The 19,432-nt window shown below is 46.2% G+C and carries 12 protein-coding genes; 4 read left to right on the top strand and 8 right to left on the bottom strand.

Annotated features, from left to right (window positions below; all coding sequences use genetic code 11):
- Positions 1-377: 377 nt before the first annotated feature.
- The 8 genes from sucD to sdhC form a co-directional block, all read right to left on the bottom strand.
- On the bottom strand, positions 378-1,250 hold the full coding sequence (gene sucD, locus HGO26_RS11920; RefSeq protein WP_028759703.1) for a succinate--CoA ligase subunit alpha: 873 nt from the start codon (positions 1,248-1,250) through the stop codon (positions 378-380).
- Positions 1,250-2,416 (bottom strand): ADP-forming succinate--CoA ligase subunit beta, encoded by a 1,167-nt coding sequence (gene sucC / locus HGO26_RS11915; RefSeq protein WP_006081976.1) that lies wholly within the window; start codon positions 2,414-2,416, stop codon positions 1,250-1,252. Before sucC ends, sucD begins: the two co-directional genes overlap by 1 nt.
- Before the next feature lie 105 nt (positions 2,417-2,521).
- Positions 2,522-3,712 (bottom strand): 2-oxoglutarate dehydrogenase complex dihydrolipoyllysine-residue succinyltransferase, encoded by a 1,191-nt coding sequence (gene odhB / locus HGO26_RS11910; RefSeq protein ID WP_006081977.1) that lies wholly within the window; start codon positions 3,710-3,712, stop codon positions 2,522-2,524.
- Positions 3,713-3,743: 31 nt separating this feature from the next.
- Positions 3,744-6,575, bottom strand: coding sequence for a 2-oxoglutarate dehydrogenase E1 component (gene sucA, locus HGO26_RS11905; protein ID WP_168825381.1), 2,832 nt, complete (start codon positions 6,573-6,575; stop codon positions 3,744-3,746).
- Positions 6,576-6,789: 214 nt separating this feature from the next.
- The gene (locus HGO26_RS11900) at positions 6,790-7,497 is read right to left on the bottom strand and encodes a succinate dehydrogenase iron-sulfur subunit (protein WP_028759701.1); all 708 of its coding nucleotides are present in this window, start codon (positions 7,495-7,497) and stop codon (positions 6,790-6,792) included.
- Between the two features lie 11 nt (positions 7,498-7,508).
- Positions 7,509-9,275, bottom strand: coding sequence for a succinate dehydrogenase flavoprotein subunit (gene sdhA, locus HGO26_RS11895; RefSeq protein WP_011847025.1), 1,767 nt, complete (start codon positions 9,273-9,275; stop codon positions 7,509-7,511).
- Entirely contained in the window at positions 9,276-9,623 is a 348-nt protein-coding gene (gene sdhD / locus HGO26_RS11890; RefSeq protein WP_028759700.1) for a succinate dehydrogenase, hydrophobic membrane anchor protein, read from the bottom strand.
- Entirely contained in the window at positions 9,617-10,012 is a 396-nt protein-coding gene (gene sdhC / locus HGO26_RS11885) for a succinate dehydrogenase, cytochrome b556 subunit (RefSeq protein WP_168825379.1), read from the bottom strand. The genes sdhD and sdhC overlap by 7 nt, the downstream gene beginning before the upstream one ends.
- 414 nt (positions 10,013-10,426) lie before the next feature.
- On the opposite strand from sdhC, the gene HGO26_RS11880 reads away from it, so the two are divergent.
- The 4 genes from HGO26_RS11880 to HGO26_RS11865 all read left to right on the top strand — a co-directional run bounded on the left by HGO26_RS11880 (position 10,427) and on the right by HGO26_RS11865 (position 19,385).
- A complete protein-coding gene (locus HGO26_RS11880; RefSeq protein ID WP_105252697.1) occupies positions 10,427-11,713 on the top strand; it encodes a citrate synthase in 1,287 nt (428 codons plus the stop codon).
- 299 nt (positions 11,714-12,012) lie between these two features.
- Positions 12,013-13,077 carry an efflux RND transporter periplasmic adaptor subunit gene (locus HGO26_RS11875; protein WP_168825377.1) on the top strand — a complete coding sequence of 355 codons (1,065 nt, stop codon included), beginning with the start codon at positions 12,013-12,015 and terminating at the stop codon, positions 13,075-13,077.
- A gap of 12 nt (positions 13,078-13,089) precedes the next feature.
- On the top strand, positions 13,090-16,341 hold the full coding sequence (locus HGO26_RS11870; protein WP_168825375.1) for an efflux RND transporter permease subunit: 3,252 nt from the start codon (positions 13,090-13,092) through the stop codon (positions 16,339-16,341).
- Entirely contained in the window at positions 16,338-19,385 is a 3,048-nt protein-coding gene (locus HGO26_RS11865) for an efflux RND transporter permease subunit (protein WP_168825373.1), read from the top strand. Before HGO26_RS11870 ends, HGO26_RS11865 begins: the two co-directional genes overlap by 4 nt.
- Positions 19,386-19,432 lie beyond the last annotated feature (47 nt).

Raw genomic sequence — 19,432 nt, 5'->3', positions numbered from 1 at the left:
TGATGTTTAAGCCGTTACTGTGGCTAACATCGACTCTGTTGCTTACCCTCCCCCAATGCGATAAGCCCCATAAAACAAATACGCTCGCAACGATAGACTGCAACCGTGTTAAATAAATTTGAGTTCAAGATTTTTTGCAGAACAGCACTGAAGCCATAAGCACTTAGCTCATGGTTAATGGCTCTACTCACATTATCCTCGCCAATGACACAGACGAGCGCGTAGTAGAGAAGCATCAATCTAACCCGTAGAAGAAAAAATATCTAGTCTTCATGGTGTTAGCTCAATCCCATTCCTGTCATTTACAGCGATTCGCTGCCGAAATTACAGCCAATAAAAAAGGCGCCTTAGGCGCCTTTTATATTCGAAAGGTTAGCTTACCAACCTGTACGAATACGCAGCGCTTTGCCGATATCAGCAAGCGAGCGGACAGTTGTTACGCCCGCTGCTTCTAATGCAGCAAATTTGTCTTCTGCAGTACCTTTACCGCCAGCGATAATCGCGCCAGCATGGCCCATACGCTTACCAGCAGGTGCAGTGACACCGGCAATATAAGACACAACAGGTTTAGTCACGTGTGCTTTAATGAAAGCCGCCGCATCTTCCTCAGCGTTACCACCGATTTCACCGATCATAACGATCGCTTCAGTCTGTGGATCGTTTTGGAACATTTCCAGTACATCAATGAAGCTAGTACCTGGAATTGGGTCACCACCAATACCTACGCAAGTAGATTGGCCAAAACCTTCATCCGTTGTTTGCTTAACCGCTTCATAAGTCAGAGTACCTGAACGAGAAACGATACCCACTTTGCCTTTTAAGTGGATGTGACCTGGCATGATGCCGATCTTACATTCACCTGGGGTGATAACACCTGGGCAGTTAGGGCCGATCATGCGAACGCCAGTTTCTTCAAGCTTCACTTTAACTTGCAGCATGTCCAGTGTAGGAATGCCTTCAGTGATACAAACGATAAGCTCGATGCCACCGTCGATAGCTTCAAGAATCGCATCCTTACAGAACGGAGCCGGAACATAGATCACAGAAGCAGTCGCACCAGTCGCAGCCACAGCGTCTTTCACAGTGTTGAACACTGGCAGACCTAAGTGAGTTTGACCACCTTTACCAGGAGACACACCGCCCACCATTTGCGTACCGTAATCGATAGCTTGTTGTGAGTGGAATGTACCTTGACCGCCAGTGAAACCTTGGCAAATTACCTTGGTATCTTTATTGATTAAGACAGACATTATTTGCCCTCCGCAGCTTTAACTACTTGCTCAGCCGCGTCAGTTAGACTGGTAGCTGCAATGATATCTAGACCTGATTTAGCTAATACTTCACGGCCAAGTTCAGCGTTAGTACCTTCTAAACGAACCACAACAGGTACTTTAACGCCCACTTCTTTAACAGCGCCGATAATACCTTCTGCGATCATGTCACAACGTACGATACCGCCGAAAATGTTAACCAGAACCGCTTTCACATTGCTGTCAGACAGAATGATTTTGAATGCTTCTGCTACACGTTCTTTCGTCGCGCCGCCGCCTACGTCTAGGAAGTTCGCTGGCTTGCCACCGTGCAAGTTAACGATATCCATAGTACCCATCGCAAGACCAGCACCGTTCACCATACAGCCAACGTTACCGTCTAATGCAACGTAGTTCAGCTCGAACTTAGCAGCGTGAGCTTCGCGAGCATCATCCTGTGATGGATCGTGCATGCCTTTGATTTTTGGTTGACGGTAAAGTGCGTTACCGTCGATACCGATTTTACCGTCTAGGCAGTGTAGGTTGCCTTCAGTGGTAATAACCAGTGGGTTGATTTCAAGCAATGCGAAATCATGATCAACGAACATAGTCGCCAGACCCATGAAAATCTTAGTGAACTGCTTCATTTGAGTTGGGTTTAAACCTAACTTGAAGCCAAGATCACGTGCTTGATAACCTTGTGGGCCAGTCAAAGGATCTATGATTGCAGTGTGGATGAGTTCTGGCGTTTCTTCTGCCACTTTCTCAATTTCAACACCACCTTCAGTCGACGCCATGAACACAACACGACGAGTCGCGCGGTCAACAACGGCACCTAAGTACAGTTCGTTAGCGATGTCGGTACAGCTTTCTACTAAAATTTTAGCAACTGGCTGGCCTTTCTCATCAGTTTGATAAGTCACCAGATTTTTGCCTAACCAGTGTTCGGCAAAGGCTCTGATTTCTTCTTTATCGCCAGTGACTTTAACGCCACCTGCTTTACCGCGACCGCCTGCGTGTACTTGACACTTAACAACCCATAAATTTCCGCCAATATGGCCTGCCGCTTCTACAGCTTCTTGGGCTGTATCACATGCAAAACCTTCTGACACTGGTAAACCATATTCGGCAAATAAGGATTTTGCCTGATACTCATGCAAATTCATGATGATCTATCCGTATACTTCTAATCAAATCCAACTGGCCCGTTTGGGCCAGTCACGAGGGTATGTCTGGCTATTTCTTTAAGCGCAATCTCTTATCGAGTTGTGTTACAGATCAAGCAGCAGACGAGTTGGGTCTTCTAGGAAGTCTTTAATCGCAACCAAGAAACCAACAGACTCACGGCCATCAACAATACGATGGTCATATGAGAGTGCTAGGTACATCATGGGCAGGATTTCAACCTGACCATTGACTGCCATTGGGCGATCTTTAATGGCATGCATGCCTAAAATCGCACTTTGTGGCAGGTTAAGGATCGGTGTAGACATCAGTGAACCGAAAACACCACCGTTAGTTACAGTGAAGTTACCGCCAGTCATGTCAGCCACAGTCAGCTTACCGTCACGGCCTTTAAGGGCTAAGTCACGAACGGCTTTTTCGATTTCAGCTAAGTTCATGGTATCAGTGTCACGTAACACTGGTGTTACCAGACCACGTGGTGTTGATACTGCGATGCTGATGTCGAAGTAGTTGTGATAGACGATATCATCGCCATCAATAGACGCGTTGACTTCTGGGAAACGTTTCAGCGCTTCAGTCACGGCTTTGATGTAGAAAGACATAAAGCCTAAACGGATACCGTGGCGCTTTTCAAAGATATCTTGGTATTGCTTACGGATATCCATGATTGGCTTCATGTTCACTTCGTTAAACGTCGTGAGCATAGCGGTAGAGTTTTTCGCTTCTAACAAGCGGTTTGCGATTGTCTTACGCAGACGTGTCATTGGCACGCGCTTCTCGCTACGGCCAGCCGCTAACGGAGCTACAGCAGGTGCTGCTGGCGCCGCAGCTTTAGGGGCAGACTTAACAAAGGCTTCAACGTCTTCTTTAGTAATACGACCACCCACACCAGTGCCTTTTACTTTGCTGGCATCAACATTATGCTCTGCCAGTAAACGGCGAACAGATGGGCTTAACGCATCACTGCTTTCATCGCTGGTTTCAGCTGCAGGCGTTGCCGCTTCAGCTTGTGCTTTAGTGACTTCTTTGCCCGATACAGCACCGGCGATGAATTTAGCGATCACTTGTTCACCCAGAACAGTGGCGCCTTCTTCAAATAAGAACTCGCCAATGTGGCCATCTTCTGGCGCAACCACTTCAAGAACCACTTTATCGGTTTCAATATCAACCAGGTTTTGATCACGAGAAACTTGCTCGCCCACTTTCACATGCCAAGTGGCAATCGTGGCATCGGCAACAGATTCTGGTAGTACGGGTACCTTGATTTCGATACTCATGAAAAACTATCCTTTTATAAAATGTCTATTACTACAGTGTGATTGTAAGTTTCAGGGCACTGTTCACTAAAGATTCTTGCTGATGCGTGTGCAACTCAGGGTAACCACACGCTGGTGCAGCTGACGCTTCACGACCAGCATAAGTTAACTGTGCACCTGCAGGAACCGCGGCCCAGAAATGGTGTTGACTAGAGTACCAAGCACCTTGGTTCTGTGGCTCTTCCTGACACCAAACAAAATCTTTCACATGTTGGTAATCAGCCAAAGCAACGATCATTTCATCATGTGGGAACGGATATAACTGTTCGACACGGATTAACGCTACGTTAGTGATATTTTCTCTACGACGTTTTTCCAGTAGCTCGAAGTAAACCTTACCGCTACAGAAGACAACTCGGTCAACCTTGCTTGCTTCCAACGTATCGATTTCACCGATCACATTTTGGAAACTGCCATTGGCTAATTCTTCCAAGCTTGAAACCGCTAATGGATGACGTAGTAATGACTTAGGCGACATAACGATAAGTGGTCGACGCATAGGGCGCACCACTTGGCGGCGCAACATATGGTAGACCTGTGCAGGTGTTGAAGGCACACACACTTGCATATTGTGGTTAGCACACATCTGCAAGAAACGCTCTAAACGGGCGCTTGAATGCTCAGGGCCTTGGCCTTCATAGCCATGGGGTAACAACATAGTCAGACCACATAAACGGCCCCACTTCTGCTCACCCGATGACAAGAACTGATCGATTACCACTTGGGCACAGTTAGCAAAGTCACCAAACTGCGCTTCCCAAATAGTCAATCCACCGGGTTCTGCTGTGGCATAACCATACTCAAACGCCAGTACTGAGGCTTCAGATAATACTGAGTCAGTAATATCAATTGGGCCTTGTTCATCAGCAATATTGCGCAGTGGCATGTAAGTCGTGCCATCGTTTTGATTGTGCAATACAGCATGACGATGGAAGAAAGTACCGCGGCCAGAATCCTGACCCGTAATACGTACACGCTTGTTGTCTTCCAGAATCGAGGCATAAGCCAGCGTTTCTGCAAAACCCCAATCGAGTGGCTTCTCGCCTTTTGCCATCGCTAAACGGTCGCTATAAATCTTAGCAACCCGTGATTGCAATGGATGACTTTCAGGTACATAGCTCAGTTTGTCAGCCAGACTTTGTAAACGCTCAGCCGACATAGAGGCTTGATATGCTTCGTCCCACTCACGACCGATATACGGTGTCCAATCAACAGAATGCAGCGTCATTGGGCGCCATTCTTTAACTACACAATCACCTTGATCTAATGCATCACGGTAATTATTGATAAGACCAGTCACATCATCAGCAGCCATCACGTTTTCAGCGATTAACTTGTCTGCATAAATCTTACGTGGCGTTGGGTGTTTCTTGATCTTGGCATACATCAGCGGCTGAGTTGCACTTGGCTCATCGGCTTCGTTATGGCCATGACGGCGATAACACACTAATTCAACCACCACATCACGTTTGAACTCGTTACGATAATCAACGGCTAACTGCGACACAAAAGCAACAGCTTCGGGATCATCAGAGTTAACGTGGAAAATCGGAGCCTGAACCATCTTAGCGATGTCAGTACAGTATTCAGTCGAACGAGTGTCCGCATGGTTAGACGTAGTGAAGCCCACTTGGTTGTTCACTACGATGCGAATACTGCCGCCGACTTTAAAGCCACGGGTTTGAGACATGTTGAATGTCTCTTGCACTATCCCTTGACCTGCAATGGCAGAGTCACCGTGAATAGTAATAGGCATGACTTGTAAGCCATCCTTACAACCGCGACGGTCTTGACGGGCACGTACAGAGCCAATCACCACAGGGTTAACGATTTCAAGGTGCGATGGGTTAAAGGCCAGTGCTAAATGCACATTGCCGCCCGGCGTTTCGAAATCAGAGGAGAAACCTTGGTGGTACTTAACGTCACCAGAACCGTGGGTATCAGCATGCTTACCTGCGAACTCGTCAAACAGTTCAGCTGGACGCTTACCTAATACGTTCACTAACACGTTCAGACGACCACGGTGAGCCATACCGACGACGATTTCTTTGGTACCGGCTTCACCTGCACGATAAATAATTTCGCGCATCATAGGCACTAACGCATCACCGCCTTCTAACGAGAAACGTTTCGCACCAGGGAATTTAGCACCTAAGTATTTTTCAATACCTTCTGCGGCGTTAAGGCCTTCAAGAATGCGTGTCTTAACACTTTTATCGTAGTTAGCTTTACCTAAGGAAGGTTCGAGACGTTGTTGGATCCAGCGTTTCTCATCGGTATCGGTAATGTGCATATATTCAGCACCGATAGAACCACAGTAGGTGGCTTTCAGCGCTTTTACCAAATCCGCGAGCTTCATGGTTTCGCCACCATGAGCAAAAGAACCTGTATTAAACTCACGTTCCATGTCTTCTTTAGTCAAGCCGTGGAAGGCAGGATCTAAATCAGCTACGGGTTCACGTTTCCACAGTTCAAGGGGATCAAGATTAGCACCTTGGTGACCACGGAAACGATGGGCGTTAATTAATTGCAGGACTTTAACTTGTTTAGCATCCATTTCAGGATCCGTCACACGAGCCGAGCTCTTATGGCGACCTTCTAACGCTAAACTGCGAAAATAATCACGTACTTTTGAGTGAGCAGTTTCAGGCGCATCAACAGAGGCACCGTTCACAGGAGGGAGATTATCAAATACCGCACGCCAATCATCAGCGACTGACTGTGGGTCTTCTTGATAGGCTTCATACATCTCTTCTACGTAGGTCGAATTTGCACCACTTAAGTGAGATGATTCGAGCCAGGCTTTCATGATGCCTTGGTGCATTTCTATTCCTTTCAAACTTTATACACGTGCTTAGCCATAGTATTAAATATGCAGTCTGTAGAGATTACCTTCGACGCATAATTTCTGCCGCCCCTAGATGTCCAGATATACGGCGCGTTGTCTTCCATTACATACGCAAAAGAGTCACCTTCTGCTACCAGAAAGTGACTCTTCAAGAGCTATATTATTATTGGTTTCAGCTCGGGTTCTCGCATTACACTGCTCGCTTCAACAGCATGGACTTAATATGACCAATTGCTTTAGTCGGATTAAGACCTTTTGGACAAACGTCAACGCAGTTCATGATGCCATGGCAACGGAACACGCTATAGGCGTCGTCCAGCTCAGATAAACGTTCTTCTGTAGCTGTATCGCGACTGTCGATCAAGAAACGATATGCATGAAGCAGACCGCTTGGACCGATAAACTTATCAGGATTCCACCAGAATGATGGGCAAGCCGTAGAACAACAGGCACACATGATACATTCGTACAAACCATCTAAATGAGCACGCTCTTCAGGGGATTGTAAGTGTTCACGAGCAGGTTGTTTCTCATCATTAATGAGGTAAGGCTTGATCTTCTCATACTGCTTATAGAACTGAGTTAAATCAACAACTAAGTCACGAACAACTGGCATACCTGGTAATGGACGTATTTCTAATTTCTTACCTTTAAAGGTTGAAATTGGGGTAATACACGCCAGACCATTCTTACCATTCATGTTCACGCCGTCTGAACCACACACGCCTTCACGGCATGAGCGACGGAATGACAAAGTCGGATCTTGCTCTTTCAACTTGATCAGTGCATCGAGCACCATCATGTCAGAGCCTTCAGCCACTTCTAAGCTGTAATCCTGCATATACGGTTTAGTATCTACGTCAGGATTGTAGCGATAAACTGCAAATGTCAATTTCATCTTTGCAACTCCTAGTAGGTACGTTTCTTCGGCGGGAATGCTTCACGTAACTTAGGTGCCATGTTCACTGCACGACGATCCATCGTTTCAGTGATTGGGTCAAATAAGCTGTGGCATAACCAGTTCTCATCATCACGCTCTAAATAATCTTCACGTGAGTGAGCACCGCGGCTTTCAGTACGGAAGTTAGCCGCGTAAGCCGTGGCGATTGCCGTTGCCATCAAGTTATCTAACTCTAAACATTCAATACGTTGAGTATTGAATTCACGAGAGTTATCAGACAATTTAGCATTTGCAAGACGTTCACGAATCACTTTCAACTGCTCTAACCCTTCAGCCATAGCATCGCCACGGCGGAATACAGAGAAGTTTAATTGCATACACAGTTGCAGATCCTTACGGATTTGCGCTGGGTCTTCGCCATCTTTGTTGCTTTCCCAACGATTCAGACGCGCCAGAGAGGCTTGAATATCCGCATCACTAGCGTCTTTTGGATCGTCAGTCTCATCCAAAGCTTTACCTAAATGCTGACCCGCTGCGCGGCCAAAAACCACTAAGTCAAGCAGTGAGTTACCACCTAAACGGTTTGCACCATGTACAGATACACAGGCAATCTCACCCACAGCGAACAGACCAATAACATCTTGTTCAGTGCCGTCTTCATTCTTACGAATAACTTGACCACTGACCTTAGTTGGTAGACCGCCCATCATATAGTGACAGGTTGGTAGTACTGGAATTGGACCATCGGCTGGATCGATATGGGCAAAAGTACGAGACAATTCACACACGCCTGGTAAACGTGCTTCTAATGTTTCTTTACCTAAGTGATCAAGCTTCAGTAAACAGTGTGGGCCTAATGGACCGTCTAAACCACGACCTTCGCGGATTTCAGTCATCATTGAACGTGCTACCACGTCACGTGATGCCAAATCTTTCGCGTTAGGGGCATAACGCTCCATGAAACGCTCGCCGTCTTTGTTCAGCAGATAACCGCCTTCACCACGACAACCTTCAGTCACAAGTACACCCGCGCCGGCGATGCCAGTTGGGTGGAATTGCCACATTTCCATGTCTTGCATTTGCACCCCAGCACGCATTGCCATACCGACGCCGTCACCGGTGTTGATATGCGCGTTAGTTGTCGAAGCGTAAATACGCCCTGCACCGCCGGTCGCAAGAATCGTTGCTTTAGCTTTGAAATAAACGATATCGCCCGTTTCAATTTCAATCGCAGTACAACCCACAACGGCGCCATCATCGTTTTTAACGAGATCTAATGCATACCATTCTGAGAAGACTTGCGTCTTATGCTTAACGTTTTGTTGGTATAAACAGTGAAGCAAAGCATGACCAGTACGGTCGGCAGCTGCCGCAGTACGCGCAGCCTGCTCGCCACCAAAGTTCTTAGATTGACCACCAAATGGACGTTGGTAAATCGTACCATTTTCGAAACGAGAGAAAGGCAAACCCATTTGCTCAAGTTCAATCACGGCTTCAGGACCGGTTTTACACATGAACTCGATCGCTTCTTGGTCACCGATAAAATCGGAACCTTTCACGGTATCGTACATGTGTTGTTCCCAATGATCTTCATGGGCGTTACCTAACGCAACAGTGATACCACCCTGCGCAGATACGGTATGAGAACGGGTTGGGAATACTTTTGATAAAAGCGCACAGCTTTTACCTTCTTTGGAAATCTGCAGCGCTGCACGCATACCAGCGCCACCGGCACCGATCACTACAGCATCAAATTCGCGTACTGGAATACTCACTTAGACACCCCACACAATAACAATGCCGGCCGCTAAATAACAAAATACGGTAACGACAAAGGTGAACTGTAAAACACCACGTAACGACGTGCACTTAACGTAATCTGTCAGCACTTGCCATACACCAATCCAAGCATGTACTAATAAGGCTACCAGCGTCAGAAGTGTAAACACTTTCATTGGCAGAGCACTAAATAGGCCATGCCAGACGTCGTAGGTGAGAGGGGAACTACATGCAATAAAGCCAACCAAGAAAATGGTGTAACAGGCGAGGATCACTGCACTAGCGCGTAGTAGAATATAGTCATGAACACCACTGCGTCCAAAACTTGCTGCATTGGTTACCATACCCAGATCCCCGCTATGATTGAAAAGGCTACCGTTAAGGCAAATACAGCTTTCGCTGATGCGGCACCCGATGACAATTCTTCCCAACGACCGGTATCCATTACTAAGTGGCGCAGGCCACCAAACAAGTGATACGCCAGTGCAGTCATAATGCCCCATAGGATAAACTTCATCACGAAGTTATCGAATAGATACTGTACGCCAGCGAAACTTTCAGCTGATGCTAAAGATGAATTTAGCAACCAAATGAGAATGCCAACTGCGAACAGCATGATGACACCGGAAACACGGTGAAGAATTGACACAATCGCTGTTGCAGGAAAGCGAATGGTCTGCAGATCTAAATGGACAGGTCTTTGCTTTTTCACGTTCTGCTCACTCAGCTCCATTGAGCATTTTTTTTGTTATGTGAACCGCTTTTGTACAAACTTTAAACAGGAGGTTGATCACTGCAAAAGTAAACACAAAAGCAAAGTTTAAACAAACAGTTAACTATCTGAGCACGCACTCATTTAACATGTAAACAAAGGGTGCTTTATAATCGTTGTTTGCGGCCCTTATTGGGCGAGGCAAGTATACTCGCGGCAAATGTCAAATACAAACATCACAGAATGCAAATTATGTTTTTTTGACTATTTTTTACTGTAAGTGCCAGTTACAAATAGAAAAGTAAAGGCTTTTATACCATGGTCTAACAAATTTAAACGCTTATTTAAATTGAAATGTGATCTAGAATGGCTGTAAAGTAATGGCGGTTTGACATGCCGCACTCACAGATAAGAACTAAGTAAGGAGAACGGGGTATGGCTGATTTAAAAGCCAAATTAGAATTACCAGGGAACGACTCGATAGAATTGCCAGTAAAGCAGGGAACCGCTGGTTTTGACGTAATCGATATCAGTAAACTTGGCAGCAAAGGTTACTTTACTTTTGATCCAGGTTTTCTTGCGACTGCCTCCTGTGAATCTGCAATTACCTATATTGATGGTGATCTAGGTATATTGTTACACCGTGGCTATCCAATCGATCAACTTGCCGTTGACTCCGATTACCTAGACCTGTGTTATTTGCTGCTTTACGGTGAACTGCCGACCAAAGCGCAATATACTGAGTTTGTACATACAGTTAAAACCCACACTATGGTTCACGAGCAGCTAGCCTTCTTCTTTAGAGGTTTCCGTCGTGATGCTCATCCAATGGCCATGTTATGTGGTGTGACGGGTGCATTATCTGCATTTTACCAAGACTCTCTGGATGTTAACGATCCACGTCACCGCGAAATTGCCGCTTATCGCTTAGTCTCAAAAATGCCTACGATAGCAGCCATGTGCTACAAGTATTCTTCAGGCCAGCCATTCGTGTACCCACGTAATGACTTAAGCTATGCAGGCAACTTCTTAAGCATGATGTTTGCTGTACCGTGCGAAGAATACGTCGTGAACCCTATTGTTGAACGTGCAATGGACAGGATCTTCATTTTACATGCAGATCATGAGCAAAATGCATCGACTTCAACAGTACGTTTAGCCGGTTCTTCAGGTGCAAACCCATTTGCGTGTATCGCAGCGGGTATCGCATCTCTTTGGGGCCCTGCACACGGCGGCGCTAACGAAGCCTGTTTGCAAATGTTAGAAGAAATCGGTTCAGTAGACCGTATTCCTGAATTCATTGAACGCGCTAAAGATAAAAATGATCCTTTCCGTCTGATGGGCTTTGGACACCGTGTTTACAAAAACTTTGACCCACGAGCCAAAGTGATGCGTGAAACCTGTCATGAAGTGCTGAAAGAACTGAAAGTACAAGATCCACTCTTGGATGTGGCAATGGAGCTTGAGCGCATTGCACTTGAAGACGAATACTTCATTTCTAAAAAGCTGTATCCAAACGTCGACTTCTACTCTGGCATCATAATGAAAGCCATTGGTATTCCAACCAGTATGTTCACTGTGCTGTTCGCACTGGCACGTACTGTAGGCTGGATTGCTCACTGGAAAGAAATGTTAGATCAACCAGGCCACAAAATCAGCCGTCCACGTCAGTTATATACTGGTGAAACTGCGCGTGATTTCGTCGCACAAGACAAACGCTAAGTCCCACGGCTTACGCATTAAAAAGCGCCTAAGGGCGCTTTTTTCATTTCAAATAATCCTCTTTTAAACTTACCTCTCCTGACAAAATACATTGTTGCAATTGCGCACTTGTGTAATCTTAATTAACCGCGTTTAGTTATTCTCATCACTTTTTAAACCTTTTAGCTACATTTAGTAGAAATCACAAATCACACTTAGCCAAAAAACACGACTAACAGACTGAAATTAAACAACTTTAAACATTGGCATGGTTTATGCTAAAAACTGATATCACAATAAAGACAACAGGTAACATTCTTATGGAAAAGTCAAAAATTGCTCAATTCACCCTGCCACTGCTAATGATTTCGATGCTAGCAGCCTGTGGTGAGGAAGAAGTGGTCAAAAAAGAAGAAAAATATGCCATTCCCGTCGAAACCACCACAGTGATGCAAGGAAACGTTTCATCTTTTTACAGTACAACTGCCACCTTAGAAGCGCCACAGGAAGCCAATGTAGTGAGTCGTATATCAGGACTCATTGAATCTCTCGCTGTTGAAGAAGGTGACCGCGTTCAAAAGGGCCAAGTGCTGGCTGTTATTGATGCCAAGAGGCAGCAATATGATTTAGACCGCTCAGAAGCCGAAGTCAAAATCATCGAGCAAGAATTAAATCGTCTGAAGAAAATGAGCAACAGAGAATTTATCAGCGCGGATTCAATGGCCAAACTTGAATATAACTTACAAGCCGCTATCGCTAAAAAAGATCTCGCCGAACTGCAAGTAAAAGAAAGCCGCGTCCTTTCCCCTATTAGCGGCGTCGTTGCTAAACGCTATGTTAAAGCTGGCAATATGGCGAAGGAATTTGGCGATTTGTTTTATATAGTCAACCAAGATGAACTCCACGGTATTGTTCATCTCCCAGAGCAACAACTTGCGAGCTTAAAACTCGGCCAAGAAGCACAAGTGTTCAGCAATCAACAAAGTAAAAATGCTATCCATGCCAAAGTGCTACGGATAAGCCCGATTGTGGACCCACAAAGTGGCACGTTTAAAGTGACATTAGCCGTACCGAATCAAGAGGCGCGCCTCAAAGCGGGGATGTTTACCCGTGTTGAGCTTAAGTACGACACCCATGAAAACGTGATTACCGTTCCCTATAGCGCCCTGATTAACCAAGATAACAAGCAAGCGCTTTATGTTATTGATGGTACCAATGCGAATCGTCGTGAAGTCGAAATTGGCTACCGTGAAGGTGATTCGGTAGAAGTGATTACAGGTATTAACCCCGGTGAGCAAGTCGTTACCCGTGGCCAGCAAAACTTGAAAGACCAATCCTTAGTCGAAGTGATAACCCCACTCGATCTTGCTTCCGCTAAGAACTGATAGGAGCCTTTCATGTCAATTATCAGCACTTCTGTTAAACGGCCAGTCACGGTATGGATGTTCATGCTGGCGGTGATTTTATTCGGTATGGTGGGATTTTCCCGCCTAGCGGTGAAGTTACTGCCAGACTTAAGCTATCCCACATTAACCATTCGCACTATGTATGACGGCGCGGCGCCAGTTGAAGTCGAACAGCTCGTCTCTAAACCAATTGAAGAAGCCGTTGGCGTGGTCAAAGGCTTACGTAAAATCAGTTCTATTTCGCGCTCAGGCATGTCAGATGTGGTGCTTGAGTTTGAATGGGGCACAACAATGGATATGGCGAGTTTAGATGTACGTGAAAAACTCGACACTATCGCTCTGCCGCTCGATGTAAAAAAGCCCTTATTACTGCGTTTTAACCCCAATCTCGACCCCATTATGCGTCTTGCGCTGTCGGTGCCCAATGCATCTGAAGCCGATCTCAAACAAATGCGCACCTATGCAGAGGAAGAGCTTAAGCGTCGTTTAGAGGCGCTATCTGGGGTCGCCGCCGTGCGTTTATCTGGCGGCCTAGAGCAAGAAGTGCATATTCAGCTCAATCAAGAAAAACTGTCGCAGCTCAATCTCAATGCCGATGATATTAAACGTCGTATTAATGAGGAAAACATCAACCTCTCTGCGGGTAAAGTGATCCAAGGTGATCGCGAATACTTAGTACGAACGCTAAACCAATTCAACTCATTAGATGAACTCGGCCAAGTGATCGTCTATCGCGACGAGCAAGCTTTAGTCCGTTTATTCGAAGTTGCTACCATCACAGATGCCTACAAAGAGCGTAGTGATATCACCCGCATCGGCAGTCAAGAATCGATTGAACTGGCCATTTATAAAGAAGGTGATGCAAATACTGTCGCTGTCGCCAAAAAACTGCGCGATGAACTCGTCAAAATCAATCAAGACCCTAAGCAAAATAAGCTCGAAGTGATTTACGATCAGTCTGAGTTTATCGAAAGTGCGGTCAGCGAAGTCACCTCTTCTGCGCTGATGGGCAGCTTGTTATCTATGCTAGTGATTTACCTGTTCTTGCGTAATATCATCCCGACACTGATTATTTCTATCTCGATTCCCTTCTCAGTCATCGCCACCTTTAACATGATGTATTTTGCCGATATCAGCTTAAATATCATGTCATTAGGTGGTATCGCCCTTGCCATCGGCCTCTTGGTCGATAACGCCATTGTGGTATTAGAGAACATAGACCGCTGCCGTAGCGAAGGCATGAGTAAATTAGAAGCTGCAGTGACAGGGACTAAAGAAGTGGCAGGCGCGATTTTTGCCTCAACACTCACCACTCTTGCGGTGTTTGTGCCGCTAGTATTTGTGGATGGGATTGCTGGCGCACTCTTCTCAGACCAAGCGCTAACGGTCACTTTTGCGCTGTTAGCATCGCTATTAGTCGCGTTAACGTCCATTCCAATGCTGGCATCACGTGAAGGCTTTAAAACCTTACCCGCGCTGATAAAAACGACACCTAAGGATAAACCCACCACTAAAATGGGCAAGCTTAAACACTATAGCGCGACTGTGTTTTCCTTTCCTATTCTATTAATTGTTAGTTACTTACCCAGTGCACTACTGACCTTAGTGTTGATTTTAGGCCGCTTCTTCTCATGGCTTATTGGTCTAGTGATGCGCCCGTTAAGCTCTGCATTTAACTTTGTATACCACAGTATTGAGAAGGTTTATTACAAACTTCTGGCCTCGGCGCTGCGCCAACAAAAAGCAACGCTGTTACTCACGATTGCAATAACAGGCGCTTGTATTAGCTTGTTACCGCGACTTGGTATGGAGCTTATTCCGCCAATGAATCAGGGTGAGTTTTATGTGGAGATCTTGCTACCGCCGGGTACGGCAGTGAGCGAAACCGACAAGATATTACAGCAACTTGCACTGTCCATTAAAGACAGAGCCGAAGTTAAACATGCTTATAGCCAAGCTGGTAGCGGCGGTTTGATGACTTCGGATACTGCCCGCGGGGGTGAAAACTGGGGCCGCTTGCAAGTGGTGCTTAACGACCACAGTGCCTATAACGCAGTCACTCAAGTATTACGTGATACTGCGCGCCGTATTCCTGAACTTGAAGCGAAAATTGAGCAACCTGAGTTATTCAGCTTTAAAACGCCACTGGAGATTGAGCTCACAGGTTACGATTTGAACTTACTCAAACGCAGCGCAGATAGTCTCGTCAAAGCATTATCCGCCTCGGAGCGTTTTGCCGACGTGAACACCAGTCTACGTGATGGTCAACCAGAGCTAAGTATCCGTTTCGATCATGCAAGGTTAGCGGCTCTAGGAATGGATGCACCAACGGTTGCGAACCGTATTGCCCAACGTGTTGGTGGTACTGTTGCCAGTCAATACACAGTGCGTGACCGTAAGATTGATATTCTGGTGCGCAGTGAACTCGCAGAGCGGGATCAAATCAGCGATATCGATGCCTTAATCATCAATCCGAATAGCAGTCAGCCTATTGCATTAAGCGCAGTTGCAGAAGTTTCATTGCAATTAGGCCCATCTGCGATTAACCGCATCAGCCAACAACGTGTGGCTCTCGTATCAGCTAACCTCGCCTATGGTGATTTAAGCGATGCGGTTGCACAGGCGCAGCAGATCCTATCGCAACAAGTGTTACCCGCATCGGTTCAGGCCCGTTTTGGTGGTCAAAATGAGGAAATGGAGCACTCATTCCAATCACTCAAAATTGCCCTTATCTTAGCGATTTTCTTAGTGTATTTAGTCATGGCGAGTCAGTTTGAATCACTATTACATCCCTTGCTTATTCTCTTTGCCGTACCTATGGCATTAGGTGGCAGTGTACTTGGGCTTTATATCACCCAAACTCATTTGAGTGTGGTGGTATTTATTGGCCTTATCATGTTGGCGGGGATCGTCGTGAACAACGCGATTGTGCTTGTGGATCGGATCAATCAACTGCGTAGCGAAGGTGCTCAAAAACTTGATGCCATTCGCGATGCAGCTAAATCGCGCCTACGCCCCATTATGATGACAACCCTCACCACGATCTTAGGCTTATTGCCGATGGCGCTAGGTCTAGGTGATGGCTCAGAGGTGCGCGCACCGATGGCGATTACGGTGATCTTTGGTCTGAGTTTATCAACACTACTGACCTTAATTGTGCTCCCAGTGCTCTATGCCCTGTTCGACCGTAAAGAATACGCAGTAACTAGCTCACATGTAAACGTAGAGGAGGCTCGCCCATGAACCTCACCCGTTTAGCCATTCAGCGCCCCGTAACCACCAGCATGTTTTTCTTTGCTATCTTGCTGTTTGGTCTCGCCTCGAGTCGCCTATTACCGCTGGAAATGTTCCCCGGTATTGATATCCCACAGATAGTGGTGGAAGTGCCTTACAAAGGCTCGACCCCTGCTGAAGTGGAACGCGATATTACCAAAGTGCTGGAGGAATCCCTCGCGACTATGGGTGGGATTGATGAGCTTGAATCAGAGTCCTCCCAAGAAGGCGCCGAAATCGAAATCAACATGAAGTGGGGGGAAAACGTTGCAACTAAGAGCTTAGAAGCGCGGGAAAAAATCGATGCAGTGCGGCATTTACTGCCCAAGGATGTGGAGCGGGTCTTTATCCGCCAATTCTCCACCGCCGACATGCCTGTGCTCACCATACGTATCTCAAGTGATCGTGAGCTTTCAGGTGCATTCGATCTACTCGATAAACAGCTCAAGCGTCCGCTTGAACGTGTTGAAGGTGTCTCTAAGGTCAGCCTGTACGGTGTTGAGCAAAAGCAAATTGAGGTACGCATCAATGCCGACCGCCTTGCCGCCAGTGGATTTTCAGCCACAGATTTGCAACAACGTCTCGGCAGAGAGAACTTTGTGCTGAGCGCAGGTACACTCAGGGCCAGTAATATCGTTTATCAAGTTTCACCTAAGGGTGAGTTTAGAAACCTTGAAGATATCAAAGCACTAGTACTGATCCCCGGATTGACCTTAGGCAATATCGCCGATGTGCAATTTGCCCTACCTGAACGTATCGAAGGTCGACATTTAGATAAGCACTATGCCGTGGGTTTGGATGTGTTTAAGGAATCTGGCGCTAACTTAGTCGAAGTGTCAGACCGTGTAATGAAGGTAATTGAGCTTGCGAAGCAAGACCAACAGTTCCAAGGTATTCGTCTATTTATCATGGAAGATCAAGCCTCTGGAGTAAAATCTTCACTAATGGATTTGCTGCTTTCAGGGTTAATCGGTGCACTGCTGTCCTTTGTGGTGCTGTACTTATTCCTGCGTAATTTGAAAATAACTTTAGTGGTTGTGTCATCCGTGCCTATTTCAATCGGTATGACGCTCGCCGCTATGTATCTACTCGGCTACAGCTTGAATATCCTGTCTATGATGGGACTCCTGCTTGCCGTCGGTATGTTGATTGATAATGCTGTAGTTGTCACTGAGAGCGTACTGCAGGAAAAACAAGGTAAACACCCTAAGGACAATGAAGAGTCTGTCATGACGGGGGTCGATAAAGTGTCTCTGGCGGTATTGGCAGGCACAATGACAACCGCCATTGTATTTTTACCTAATATTTTTGGCGTAAAAGTCGAGATCACCATTTTTCTAGAGCATGTTGCTATTGCGATTTGTATTTCACTCGCCGCGTCGCTATTGGTCGCAAAAACCTTAATCCCTTTGATGTTGACTAAGCTCCACTTCGACATCGCCCCCGAAAAGGATGGGGGTAAATTACAGCGTTTCTACAACAATAGCCTAGATTGGGTATTGCTCAGACCGTGGCGTTCAGGCGTTATTGCTGTAGCGATCCTCGCATCCACCGCCCTGCCGCTATCTATGGTTAAACAGGACCAAGAAGACAGCGAGAGCAATGAACGAATCTACATTAACTACCAAGTAGAAGGTCGACATAATCTCAATGTTACTGAGGCAATGATCAACCAAATGGAAGAGTATCTTTATAACAATAAAGAGGAATTCCATATTGATTCTGTCTACAGCTATTATGCCTCTGACGATGGCTCATCAGTGATCCTCCTAAAGAAAGATTTACCTATGTCAGTGGATGAGTTAAAAAAGAAAATCCGCAGCGGCTTCCCTAAGTATTCCATCGCCAAACCGCAATTTGGCTGGGGCAATGACAACTCTGGCGTGCGAGTCACACTGACAGGACGTTCAACCTCTGAGCTGATTAATTTGAGCGAACAAGTTATTCCTTTGTTGCAAAATATCAAAGGATTGCAAGATGTTCGCTCCGAGCTTAACGGCGCTCAGCAAGAAGTGATTATCCGCATTGATAGACAAATGGCGGCGCGGTTAGATTTAAAACTCAATGAAATTGCCTCAAGTATCTCCATGGCACTGCGCGGTTCACCGCTACGATCCTTCCGCCACGATCCTAATGGCGAGCTGCGCATCGAAATGGCCTACGAGAAAGAATGGCAAAAGTCACTTGAGAAACTCAAGCAGTTACCCATAGTACGCCTCGACCAAAGAGTGTACACCTTAGATAATCTGGCGAAGATTGAGATCCAACCCCGCTTCGATACTATCAAACACTTCAATCGCCAAACCTCGCTGTCGATTGGGGCTAACTTAGAAAACCTCACCACAGAAGAGGCGCAAACTAAGATCAAGCAAGTGATGGAAAATATCCGTTTCCCCGATGGTTACGACTATTCACTCCGTGGTGGCTTCGAGCGCCAAGATGAAGATCAGAACGTGATGGTGACTAATATGCTCTTGGCTGTCGCGATGATTTATATTGTTATGGCGGCGTTGTTTGAATCTCTACTGTTACCGACAGCGATTATTACCTCGATCCTATTTTCCATCACAGGTGTATTCTGGGCGCTGTTTATCACAGGTACCCCTATTTCTGTGATGGCAATGATAGGTATCTTGATTTTAATGGGGATAGTGGTGAACAACGGTATCGTTCTGGTGGATCAAATCAATCAGATGACACCGGATCTCGACAAATTGTCTGACACCATTCGGGAGGTGTGTATCACCCGTTTGCGGCCAGTGTTAATGACAGTAGGTACAACAGTACTGGGATTAGTCCCACTGGCGATGGGTGATACCCAAATCGGTGGCGGTGGCCCGCCATATTACCCCATGGCAATCGCCATTATTGGTGGCTTATCGTTCTCGACAGTGACTAGCTTGTACTTAGTCCCCCTGTGCTATCAAGCATTTTATCGGATGCGTCACCGCGCAGCGATTCGCTTAGGCCAAGCCGATCACTTTGCCAAAAAACTGTTACCTTGGACGGTTTAGTTGTCTTGGATAGCTGATGTTCTTGAACAGTTCAGCAATCTTTGACA

The organism is Shewanella oncorhynchi (genome assembly GCF_012584455.1).
In the GTDB taxonomy this organism is placed as follows: Bacteria; Pseudomonadota; Gammaproteobacteria; order Enterobacterales; family Shewanellaceae; genus Shewanella; species Shewanella oncorhynchi.
The sequence above is the reverse complement of the archived record's forward strand: the minus strand, read 5'-3'. Positions and strand labels throughout refer to the sequence as shown.